This window comes from Micromonospora sp. NPDC049645 (assembly GCF_040675155.1).
GTDB lineage: Bacteria > Actinomycetota > Actinomycetes > Mycobacteriales > Micromonosporaceae > Micromonospora.
In genome coordinates, this window is record NZ_JBFAOI010000011.1 from 112,943 (window position 1) to 124,110 (window position 11,168).

10 protein-coding genes are annotated in these 11,168 nt (G+C 75.2%); 7 read left to right on the plus strand and 3 right to left on the minus strand.

What is annotated here, in order from left to right; translation table 11 throughout:
• The first annotated feature begins 68 nt into the window (after positions 1 to 68).
• Positions 69 to 566, plus strand: coding sequence for a redoxin domain-containing protein (locus tag AB0J33_RS23340; protein WP_363616131.1), 498 nt, complete (start codon positions 69 to 71; stop codon positions 564 to 566).
• Positions 563 to 1,111 (plus strand): thioredoxin domain-containing protein, encoded by a 549-nt coding sequence (locus AB0J33_RS23345; RefSeq protein ID WP_363616132.1) that lies wholly within the window; start codon positions 563 to 565, stop codon positions 1,109 to 1,111. Before AB0J33_RS23340 ends, AB0J33_RS23345 begins: the two co-directional genes overlap by 4 nt.
• Before the next feature lie 30 nt (positions 1,112 to 1,141).
• On the opposite strand, the gene AB0J33_RS23350 is transcribed toward AB0J33_RS23345, so the two are convergent.
• Complete coding sequence (locus AB0J33_RS23350; protein ID WP_363616133.1) at positions 1,142 to 3,997, minus strand: LuxR C-terminal-related transcriptional regulator; 2,856 nt, start codon at positions 3,995 to 3,997, stop codon at positions 1,142 to 1,144.
• A gap of 144 nt (positions 3,998 to 4,141) precedes the next feature.
• Here AB0J33_RS23350 and AB0J33_RS23355 point away from each other — a divergent pair, with 144 nt between their 5' ends.
• The 5 genes from AB0J33_RS23355 to serS all read left to right on the plus strand — a co-directional run bounded on the left by AB0J33_RS23355 (position 4,142) and on the right by serS (position 9,511).
• On the plus strand, positions 4,142 to 4,645 hold the full coding sequence (locus AB0J33_RS23355; RefSeq protein ID WP_363616134.1) for a hypothetical protein: 504 nt from the start codon (positions 4,142 to 4,144) through the stop codon (positions 4,643 to 4,645).
• A complete protein-coding gene (locus AB0J33_RS23360; protein ID WP_363616135.1) occupies positions 4,642 to 5,790 on the plus strand; it encodes an alcohol dehydrogenase catalytic domain-containing protein in 1,149 nt (382 codons plus the stop codon). The genes AB0J33_RS23355 and AB0J33_RS23360 overlap by 4 nt, the downstream gene beginning before the upstream one ends.
• A gap of 51 nt (positions 5,791 to 5,841) precedes the next feature.
• Positions 5,842 to 7,023, plus strand: coding sequence for a saccharopine dehydrogenase NADP-binding domain-containing protein (locus AB0J33_RS23365; RefSeq protein ID WP_363616136.1), 1,182 nt, complete (start codon positions 5,842 to 5,844; stop codon positions 7,021 to 7,023).
• Positions 7,024 to 7,048: 25 nt separating this feature from the next.
• Positions 7,049 to 8,131: a MerR family transcriptional regulator gene (locus AB0J33_RS23370; RefSeq protein WP_363616137.1), complete on the plus strand. Its 1,083-nt coding sequence runs from the start codon at positions 7,049 to 7,051 to the stop codon at positions 8,129 to 8,131.
• Between the two features lie 96 nt (positions 8,132 to 8,227).
• On the plus strand, positions 8,228 to 9,511 hold the full coding sequence (serS, locus tag AB0J33_RS23375) for a serine--tRNA ligase (protein WP_363616138.1): 1,284 nt from the start codon (positions 8,228 to 8,230) through the stop codon (positions 9,509 to 9,511).
• A 115-nt stretch (positions 9,512 to 9,626) separates the two neighbouring features.
• On the opposite strand, the gene AB0J33_RS23380 is transcribed toward serS, so the two are convergent.
• Positions 9,627 to 10,538 (minus strand): cytochrome c biogenesis protein CcdA, encoded by a 912-nt coding sequence (locus AB0J33_RS23380; protein WP_363616139.1) that lies wholly within the window; start codon positions 10,536 to 10,538, stop codon positions 9,627 to 9,629.
• Positions 10,535 to 11,152, minus strand: coding sequence for a thioredoxin-like domain-containing protein (locus AB0J33_RS23385; protein WP_363616140.1), 618 nt, complete (start codon positions 11,150 to 11,152; stop codon positions 10,535 to 10,537). Before AB0J33_RS23385 ends, AB0J33_RS23380 begins: the two co-directional genes overlap by 4 nt.
• Positions 11,153 to 11,168: the final 16 nt, after the last annotated feature.

The window sequence follows — 11,168 nt, forward strand, 5'->3', positions numbered from 1 at the left end:
GGGAACGAGCGCGGAACCACCCGGGGTGGGTGAGGTCGCCTCACCCACCCCGGGAGCAGGCTGGCGGCATGAGTGATCCGAACGGGCTGATCCAACCGGGACGCGCGGCGCCCGGTTTCACCCTGCCGGCCACCCCGGACGGGGCTCTGCTCGGGCCTGAGCAGTTCCGTGGCCGGCCGGTCGTGCTCGCCTTCTACCCCGCCGACTGGAGCCCCGTCTGCGGTGACCAGATGGCGCTCTACCAGTCGGCGGCACCCGTCTTCGCCCAGTACCAGGCGGCGGTGCTCGGCATCTCGGTGGACAGCATCTGGTCACACCGGGCGTTCGCCGAGAGCCAGGGCATCGAGTTCCCCCTGCTGGCCGACTTCGAGCCCAAGGGTGAGGTGGCTCGCCGCTACGGCGCGTACCTGCCACGGGGAGAAGCGGCCCGCGCGCTGGTGGTCCTCGACCCGACGGGAACGGTGGCCTGGAGCTACCTGTCGCCGCCCGAGGTCAACCCCGGCGCCGACGGCATCTTCGACGCGCTGGACCAACTCGCCGCCGACCGGAAGGTGATGGCCGGATGAGTACGCCACTGCAGGTCACCGCCCGACTGCGGGATCCGGTGACCACCGAGGACCACATCCGGGGGCCGGCCGACGCGGCGGTGACCATCGTCGAGTACGGCGACTTCCAGTGCCAGTTCTGCGGCGCCGCATACCCGAACCTGCACGAGTTGCTGCGGCAACGGGCCGACACCGTACGGCTGGTCTACCGCTACTTCCCGATCGCCAACGTGCACCCGTACGCCGAACGGGCCGCCGAGACGGCCGAGGCCGCCGGTGCGCGGGGCCGGTTCTGGGAGATGCACGACTGGCTCTACGAGCACCAGGACCAACTCGACCCGGTGCACCTCTCGCTCGGTGTCGAGCAGGTCGGGTTGCCGCCGGACGAGTTGAACGCCGAGGTGGAGAGCCGTGCGCACGCGGATCGGGTGCGCCGGGACTTCGTCGGGGGCATCCGCAGCGGGGTCAACGGCACCCCCACCCTGTTCGTCAACGGGGTCCGGCACGACGGCGGGTACGACCTGCCCGATCTGCTGGCAGCCGCGGACGCCGCCGCCAACGCCTGACCCGCCGCTGCCGCTCAGGTCGGCCGTACCTCAGATCAGCCGCAACTCACGCGCCCGCCGGACCGCCTCGCGCCGGCGGGTCGCGTCGAGCTTGCGGTAGATGTTGCGGACGTGGGTCTTCACCGTGTTGACCGACAGGGACAGCTCGCTGGCGATCTCCACGTTGGACAGGATGCTCTGCAGGTAGCGCAGGATGGTCAGCTCCCGCTCGGTGAGCGGCTCGTCGAGCGTGCCCGCCGCCCCGGTGGCCGGGCCGGCGGTGCTCTGCCCGGCGCCCCGCACCAGGTCACTGACCAGTGCGAAGTGCGCAGTGCCGGCGTCCAGGTGGGCGGCCAGCAGGTCCCGCACCGGCGGTTCGGCACGGGTGAACACCCGGCGGCAGCCCTGCGGGCCGGCCAGGTCCAGCAGCTGCTCCAGGATCCGGCCGGCCCGACGCCCGTCCCCCGCGCGCTCGGCCAGCACCGCGTCCAGCAGACCCGCGTCCAGGCGTACCGGCAGCGGCCAGGCCGCGGCTCCGGGCGCCTGCCAGTCCGGCAGGGTGCGCTCGGCGGCGGCAGCGTCGCCGGCCCGCAGCTGCACCCTCGCCAACGCCACCGCGAGCACCGGGTCGGCCCCCTCGTCGGTGGCGCCGGCCAGCAGATCCCGGGCGGAGTCCAGGTCGCCCCGCTCGGCGCGCAACTCGGTCTCGGCGGCCCGCACCAGGGCGGTCAACTCGGCCGCGGACGGCCGATCGGCCAGCACCTCCCGGGCCCGGACGAGCAACCGTTGACCGGCCGCCAGGTCGCCGGCGTCGCGGTGCAGCTGGGCTCGGCACAGCGCGGCGACCACCGCCGCCACCGGTTCGCCGCAGGCGGCTAGCACGTCGTCCCCCGCCGCGGAGTCGCCGGCCCGACCGCCCGCGACGCCGAGCGCCGATAGGGCGAGGGCGAGGTTCGCGGTGGCCTCCTCGGGCTGGTCGCGCAGCAGCGCCACCACGGCGAGAGCCAGATAGGCGTAGGCGCAGTCGAGTCGACCGGACCAGCCCGCACAGGGGGGCGTGCCGAGCGCGTCGCGGGCCGCCTGCTCGGCCGCCCGTAGCTCACCGCGCACCGCGAGCAGAAGCGCGGCGCGGCTGGTGTCGACCAGCTCGGTGCGGGGTCGTCCGGCCTCCCGAGCCGTCGCCCGGGCACGGACGAACCGGGCGGTGGGCAGCGCGCCGTCGGCCAACTCGACCAGCCCCAGCGCGGTGCCGGTGAACGCCCGCAGGTCCAGGTCGTCGGCGGTGCCGCCGCCACCGGCCGTCGGCGCGGAACTCGCCGCGCCGGCCGGCGCGTTGGTCGGAACCCGGGTCGGCGTGGCCTGCGGCGGGCGGGTCCGCAGCAGTCGAGCGGCGGCGGCCCGGACCTCCCCCCGGTCGTCGGCGAGCCGGGCCACGGTCAGCTCCAGCGCGGTGATCAACCGCAGGAACCGGTCCCGGCGCGGCACCGGCAGGCCCGCGGCGTGCTCGGCCGCGGCGTGCAGGTGACCGGTGGCGGCCGGCAGATCACCGGCGTACGCCCGCTCGGCGGCGCAGGCCAACGCCACCTCCGGGTCGGCGCGGATCACCTCCGCCGGCGGCGGCGCGGGTGCCGGTGCGTGCACCGGGTCGCTGTCGTAGCGGGTCAGCTCCGGCCAGTGCGCGACGAACAGGTCGCCGGCCAGAGCCCACCGGCCGGCGGCCAGGGCGTGCCGTAGGGCGTCGGCGGGTCGGCCGTCGGCCGCGTACCAGTCGGCGGCCCGTCCGTGCAGCCCACGCAGCTCGTCGGCGGGCAGCCGGGCCAGGTCGGCACGGAGCAGGTCGGCGAGCAGTGACTCGCACCGGTACCAGGGCGGCCGGGTGTCCTGCCGGTGCAGCAGACCCCCGGTCCCGGCCAGGTCGGCCAGCGCCTGCCCGGCGTCGGCGCGCCCGGTCAGCGCCTCGGCCAGGTCGGCGCAGACGGTGTCGACGAGGGCGGTACGCCGCAGCAGGTCCGCCTCGGCCGGGTCGAGCGTCGCGAGGACCTCCTCGTGCAGGTATCCGGCGATCTCCGGCTGGTCGCCGCCGAACTGCCCGATCCAGCGTTCCGGGTCGGACTGTCCGCGTACCGCCAAAGCCGCGATGCGCAGCGCGGCCGGCCAGCCGCCGGTGCGCTCGCGCAGCCGGTGCACGGCGGCGGCCGGCAGCACCGAGCCGTGCGCGGTGAGCAGGTCGGCCACCTCGTCGTCGGTGAACGCCAGCTCGTCCGGCCCGATCTCGGTCAGCTCGCCGGCGAGGCGGAGTCGGTGCAGGGGCAGGTGCAACCCGGCCCGCGCGCCGATCACCAGGCGGAGCCGCTGCTCGGCGTGTCGCAGCAGGAACTCCAGACCGGTCAGCGCCGCCGGCTCGGCGACCCGGTGCAGGTCGTCCAGGATCAGCAGCACCGGCCGGTCCGCTGCGGCGAGCGTCGCGGCCAACGCCTCCAGCTGGTCGGGGCGCGGCGGCCGGTCCGGCACCGGGCCGTCCTGCGCCGAACCGGTCGCCGACCGCAGCGCCGCCGCGAGGTACGCCCAGAGCCGGTCGGAGTCGTCGCCGGCCTCCACCGACATCCACGTCGAGACCGGACCGGCGGCGGACGGAACGGACAGGTCGCCGGAGTCCGGCACGATCGTGCCCGGCTCGGCCTCGGGCGGGGCGCCGCCCAGCCGCACCCAGGAGGCGAGCAGGGTGGTCTTGCCCCAGCCGGCGGGGGCGGCCAGCAGGGTGACCGGTCCCGCGCTGCCCTCGTCCAGCCGGCGCAGCAGGCGGGGTCGGGCCACCATCGGCTCCGGCGGCACGGCCGGGGTCAGCCGGGATGCCAGCAGCGGTGGTCCCGGTGCCGGCTCGACCCGTACGCGATTCTGTTCCGGCACCCGGCCCCACCCCCACCACGCGTTCCGCCCCCGGTCGGCGAGCGGTTACCCGGCGCGGGCCGGTTCACCCCTTCCGGGCGAGCGCGCTTCACCCGGCCGCGACCGACGATCGGGGGACGTGGACCGGGAGGACAGGTGGTACCGATGGGACGGCTGGCGCGGGCGGGACCCGCCCTCGGCGGCGCGGTGCTGACCGGGGCGGCGCGGTTGCTGCGCGTACCCCGGCGGCGGGGTTGGCCGGGCGCGGACGGCGATTCCGGCGCGCGGAGCCGGCGCGGCACGGACGGCGCGCGGAGCCGGCGCGGCACGGACGGCGGACTCGCCGCGCCCGCCCGGTGGGAGGTGGTGACCGTCGACCGGCCGCCGGAGCAGGTGCTTCCCGACGGCCAATGGCCCGAGCCGCTGCGCCTCCTGGACGGGGCGGTCGAGGTGCGGGTGCGACCGGCGCCCGGCGACCGGGGCACCGAACTCGCCGCCCGGCCACGGGCCGGCGTCACCCCGCCCACCGGGTTGGCCGCGCACCTGGTCGGCGACGACCCGGGCCTGCTGGTCCGCCGGACCCTGCGCCAGGTCAAGCAGCGGGTGGAGGCCGGCGAGGTGCTCCGCGCGGACCGCTCCGCGCTGGATCGTCCCGAGGTTCACGGGTGAGGGCGCTGTGTTGGGTGGCCGCCGGTGAGGTGGCGGTACGCGAGGTCCCCGACCCCGAGCTGCGCAACGAGCGCGACGCCATCGTCCGGGTTCGACGCAGCGTCACCTGCGGCGGTGACCTGCCGTTGCTGGCCGGTCGGCACCCGCTGCTGCGCGCCGGCGACGTGCTCGGCGCGGAGTTCCTGGGCGAGGTGGTCGAGGTCGGCCCCGGTGTCCTTCGCCACCGCGCCGGAGACCGGGTGGTCGTCGGCGCGGGCGTCGCCTGCGGCGGATGCTGGTACTGCCGCCAGGGCCTGCACTCCTGCTGCGACAACGCCCATGCCGACCCGGCCAGCGCCGAGCACGACTGGGTCCGCTCGGACGGCGGTTGCTTCGGCCGGCCCCGGGCGGCGGGCGGTTTCGCCGGTGGGCACGCCGAGTACGTGCGGGTGCCCTACGCCGACGTGGGCGCGTTCGCCGTGCCGGACGCGGTCGACGACGACCGGGCGGTGTTCGCCGCGGACGCCGCGCCGACCGGCTGGTTGGCCGCGGAGTTGGGCGCGGTGCGACCCGGTGACGTGGTGGCGATCTGGGGTGCCGGGGCGGTGGGCCAGTTGACCGCCCGAGCGGCGGTACTGCGTGGTGCCGCTCGGGTGCTGGTCGTCGACCGGCACGAGGAGCGGTTGCGGATGGCCGAGCGGCACTTCGGCGCCGAACCGCTGGACTACCGCCGTACCGACGTCGCGGCGGAGTTGCGCGACCGCAGCGGCGGGCGCGGCCCGGACGTGTGCGTGGTGGCGGTCAACGCGCCGCCGGCCCGGTCGTTCGTCGACCGGTTCGGTGGCCAGCACGCCGACCGACCGGACGCGCTGCGGGAGGCCGTGCACGCGTGTCGCAAGAGCGGCGTGGTGGTGGTGCTCGGCGGGACGGACGGATTCGTCGACGCGTTCCCGTTGGGCGCGGTGACCGAGCGGCGGCTCACCCTGCGCGGCGCCCGTCGACCGGATCTACGGGACGTGCCGGTGCTGCTGGACCTGATGGCCCGCGACGAGCTGCGGACCGAACACCTGGCCACCCACCGCCTGCCGTTGGCGCGGGGCCCCGAGGGGTACGCGCTGTTCCGGGACCGGGCCGACGGCTGCGTACGGGCCGTGTTCACCCCGTGACGCCCGACCGGGGAGGCGCTGATCGGCGACCACGAATGGCAGACTCCGGGAATGACTGGCGAGCGAACGTACGACGTGGTGCTCTTCGGAGCGACCGGGTTCACCGGCGGCCTGACCGCCGAGTACCTGGCCCGACACGCGCCGGCCGGGCTGCGTTGGGCGCTCGCCGGGCGCAACCCGCAGCGCCTCGCCGCCGTCCGCGACCGGCTCGCCGCGATCGACCTGGAGCTGGCCGACCTGCCGCTGCTCACCGCCGACGTGACCGACGCCGACTCACTGCGCGCGGTGGCGGACAGCGCCCGGGTGGTGGCCAGCACGGTCGGCCCGTTCATCCACCACGGGGAGCCACTGGTCGCGGCGTGCGCGCGGTCCGGCACCGACTATCTGGACATCACCGGTGAGCCGGAGTTCGTCGACGTCATGTATCTGCGTCACCACGCCGAGGCGACCCGCACCGGCGCCCGCCTGGTGCACGCCTGCGGGTTCGACTCGATCCCGCACGACCTGGGCGCCTGGTTCACCGTCAAGCAGCTACCCGCCGACGTGCCGATCACCGTGGACGGTTATGTGCGCGCGGGCGGCCGGTTCTCCGCCGGCACCTACCATTCGGCGCTCACCGCGTTCTCCCGCACCGGGCAGGCCAGCCGGGCCGCCCGGGACCGCCGGGCGGCCGAGCCGCGCCCCACCGACCGTCGGGTCCGGGCGGTGCCCGGCCGGTTGGCCCGCTCGGCGGAGCTGGGCATCTGGACCGTGCCGCTGCCGACCATCGACCCGCAGGTGGTCCGCCGGTCGGCGGCGGCCCGCCCGGAGTACGGCCCGGACTTCCGCTACCGGCACTTCGCCGCGGTGAAGCGGTTGCCCACCGTGCTGGCCGGCGCGGCCGGGCTCGGCGCGCTGATCGGGCTGGTGAAACTGCCGCCGAGCCGACGTTGGCTGCTCGGCCGGCTCGCGTCCGGGCAGGGGCCCACCGCACAGCAGCGGGCGTCGTCCTGGTTCCGGGTCCGGTTCGTCGGCACCGGCGGTGGGCAGCGGGTGGTCACCGAGGTCGCCGGCGGCGACCCCGGCTACGACGAGACGGCGAAGATGCTCGCCGAGTCGGCGCTGTGCCTGGCGTTCGACGAACTGCCGCCGACCGCCGGCCAGCTCACCCCCGTCGCCGCCATGGGTGACGCGCTGCTCGACCGGCTCGTCCGGGCCGGCCTCACCTTCCGGGTGCTGGAGCCCTCGGCTTGACCCTCAAGCGGGTCGAGGGGGCAGGATGCCCCGGGTGAGCGACCTGCACAGCATCGGCGAGCTGGCCCGGGCCAGCGGCCTGACCGTCAGCGCCCTGCGCTTCTACGACTCGGCGAGGGTGCTGGAGCCGACCCTGGTCGACCCGGTGACCGGCTACCGCTGGTACACCGAGGAGCAGATCGCCCCGGCCCGGCTGGTGGCCGGGCTGCGCCGGATCGGCATGCCGGTTCCGGAGATCGCCGCCGCGGTGCGCGCCGAGCCGGCCGCCGTGCACCAGCTGCTCGACGCGCACCTGCGCCGGCTCGCCGAGGGGCTCAGCGACGCCCGCCGCGAGGTCGCCCGGCTCCGCGCCCTGGTGGACCCGGCCGCACCGGCCACCACCACGGTCCTGTTCTCCCCCGCCGCCCTGGCCGCCGCGCTCGACGCGGTGCGTTTCGCCGTCGGTGTCGACCCGGAGCTGCCGATGCTCGCCGGTGTGCTGTTCGACGTGGAGCCGGACGCTGTCCGGCTCGTGGCCACCGACCGTTACCGGCTCGCGCTGGCTCGGGCCGACGCCGACGTCGACGGGCCGCCGGTGCGGGCGTTCGTGCCGGTGGCCCTCGTCGACCAGCTCCGGCCGCTGCTCGACACCGCCGACACCTGGCCGGTACGGCTGACCGTGGCGGGCGCGGACCTGCGGGTGCGGGTGGCCGAGCGGACGCTGACCGGCAGCGCCCTGCCGTACGACTTCCCGGACTACCACCGGCTGCTGCGCAAGTCCGTCGGTGAGCGGCCGAGGGCGCGGCGGATCCCGGTGGACGTGGCCACGCTGCGCGCCGCGCTGGCCGACCCGGCGGCCCCCACCGTCGCCCTGCACCACGACGGCACGACCCGGGCGGTCACCGTGCTCGGCGTCGACGACCAGGGCGGGCTGCGGCTGCTCCCGGCCGCCGACCTGGGCGCCGACGCGCTGCGGGTCGGGGTGGACGGCGGCTACCTGCTGGACGCGTTGAACGCGGCCGGCGCACCGCAACTGGTGCTGGAGTTGGACGGGCCGATCGCCCCGCTGGCCCTACGCCGACCGGACGACGCGGACACCTACTCGGTGCTCATGCCGATCCGGCTGTAGAAATCCCTCGCGCTCCCCGTCCCCGGGTGGAAACGTGCGCGACGGTAACATCTGATGGTTCACCAGTGAACCCCGGACGGAGGCGTACGGAGCAGCATGCTCGACATGGAGTTGATCCGGAAGGATCGCGAGGCGGTGGCGACCGCGCTGGCGAAGCGTCTGGATCCCGCCGAGGTCACCCGAGCGCTGGACGAGATCCAGCGGCTCGACCAGGAACGCCGCGCCCTGATCACGGAGATCGACGCCGAGCGGCAGCGCCGCAAGGCCGAGGCGCGGGCGTACGCGCAGGCGAAGCGGGCCGGCGAGGAGCCGCAGGCCGCCGCTCCGGAGGCGGAGCGTAAGCAGCTCGCCGAGCTGGAGTCCCAGCTGGACGAGGTGCAGGCCCGGCTGCGCGACGCGATGAGCGAGCTGCCCAACCTGCCCAGCGACGACGTCGTGGCCGGTGGCAAGGAAGCCAACCGGGTGGTGAAGACCTTCGGCGAGCCGCCGGCGATCGAGAAGGTCCGCGACCACGTGGAGCTGAGCCGCGCGTTGGGCCTGGTCGACTACGAGCGTGGGGTCAAGCTCGGCGGGTCCGGTTTCTGGATCTACACCGGGGTCGGCGCCCGGCTGGAGTGGGCGCTGCTCAACTACTTCGTCGACCAGCACATCAGGGCCGGTTACGAGTTCCTGCTCCCGCCGCACCTGCTGCTGGATTCGGCCGGTTTCGCCGCCGGGCAGTTCCCCAAGTTCTACGACGACGTCTACCACCTGGACTCGGCGTCCGCCCCGCGTGGTCAGTTCCTGCTGCCCACGTCGGAGACGGCGATCCTCGGCGCGTACCAGGACGAGATCCTGGAGACCCCGAAGCTGCCGCTGAAGGCGTTCGCGTACACCCCGTGCTACCGGCGGGAGTCGGCCGGCTCGCACTCCGACGAGCGCGGCACGGTGCGGGGGCACCAGTTCAACAAGGTGGAGATCTTCCAGTTCACCCTTCCGGAGCAGGCCGACGCGGCACTGGAGGAGATGCTCGCCCACGCCGAAAGCCTGGTCGAGGGGCTGGGCCTGCACTACCAGCGCACCCTGCTCTCGGCCGGTGACGCCAGCGCCTCGATGAAGAAGACCCTCGACATCGAGGTGTGGATGCCGAGCACCGGCAAGTACAAGGAGGTGTCGTCGGTCTCCTGGGCCGGCGACTACCAGGCCCGTCGGGCGGCCATCCGGTACCGCGAGCCGGGCGGCAAGCAGACCCGTTTCGTGCACACCCTCAACGGGTCGGCGCTGGCCACCAGCCGGCTCTTCCCGGCCATCCTGGAGCAGTACCAGCAGGCCGACGGCAGCGTCCTGATCCCCGAGGTCCTCCAGGACCGCCTGGGCACCGACCGCCTGACCCCCCGCTGACGGTCACCCTCGGTCATCTCCGTCGGGGCGGATGCGGCAGTGCGCGGTATGCCTCAGAGTCATGAATATGCCTCTGAGGCATACCGCTCCTCAGCACATCGACCTGGCGGGCTCCTCACCCCGGCGACCCCGCGGTGCCGGTCTCCGGAAGCCGGGGCTCCGCGGCTTCCGTCCCGATTGGAACGGCACGATCGCGGGGACGGGTGCGGGACCTGGTGAGGGCCGCTGTCAGCAGGAGAGTGGCCAGGGCGGCCAGGAGCAGGGTCGGGCCGACGGCGTCCAGGGCGTCGGCCACCGTGTGTTGGAGCTGGGACGCCGCTCGGATGATCGGGTCCTGGAGCGCGTCGCGCCGCCCGGCGGCGAGTCGTATCTCGTACCAGCCGTACCAGGCGACGTAGCTCCCGGCGAGCAGCAGCACCAGGCCGCTGAGGTGGGGCACCAGCGCGCCCGCGACGCGCAGCCGGGCCACCAGGCCGTCGCGCAGCAGCGCCACGCCGAGCGCGGCGACCGCGACCACCAGACCCATCCCGATGGCGTACGCACCGAACAGCGCCAACCCCTGCGCGGTCGAGCCGACCTGGAGGCTGGTCACCACGATGGCCAGGAACGGCGCGATGGCGCAGCCCAGCGACGCCAGCGCGTACGCCGCGCCGAACAGCGCCATCGACGGCCAGGACCGGGTCAGCCGGGGCGCGCGGGCGGACCAGCCGGGGACGGGCAGCCGCCGGCCGGCGAGCAGCCAGCAGCCGGCCACCACCAGCAGCACGCCGAGCACCACGGTCAGCCACGGCAGCCGGGGTCGCAGCCAACCGGCCAGCGGCGCGAGCGCCAGACCGAACGCGCCGAACACCAACACGTACCCGAGGGTCAGCCCGGCCGCCGCGGTGAGCGCGCGGCCGACCGCGCCGCGGGTGTCCGACCCTTCGGCGACCAGCAGCGACAGGTACGCGGGCAGCAACGCGAAGCCGCACGGGTTGACCGCGCCGAGCATGCCGGCGGTCAGCGCGAGCAGCAGTGCGGCGGTCACGCCCCGGCCAGCGCGGCGACCCGGGCGGTGAGCGCCTCACCGTCCAGGAAGCCCTGGTGGACGACCTTGCCGCTCCGGTCGATGATCACGAAGATGCTCTGTTCGGTCACCGTGAACCGCTTCCAGAGCGCGCCCTTGCTGTCGTCGATCTGCGGCGTCGCGCCGAGGTCGAACTCGGTGACGAACTCCTTCATCGCCTTCCGCTCGCCCAGCCCGGCGACCCCGACGATCGGCACGGTGTCCCGGTAGCGGGGCGCGATCTCGGCCACCGTCCACGCCTGGCTGGCGCAGGTGGCGCACCACGGCGCCCAGAACCACAGCACCACCGGCTTACCGGCGAGTCGCGCCGCGTCGAACGGGGCCCCGCCGAGGGTGGTCCCGGTGAAGCGCAGCACGTCCGGGACCTGCGCCGGGGCGGCGGCAGGTGGCCCGGTCGCCGGCTCGGTCGGCGCGGGCGCGGAGCCGGTCGAGGCCGGAGCCGATCCGGCGACGGCGGGCCCGCCCGGCGCGGTGCCGGTGCAGGCGGCGGCACCGAACAGGGCCACGACGAGCGCCCCGGCGGTGGCGGCGCGGCGCAGCTGCCCGGCCCCTGTCCACGCCATGCCGATCCGCATCCGCTTCTCCGTTCTG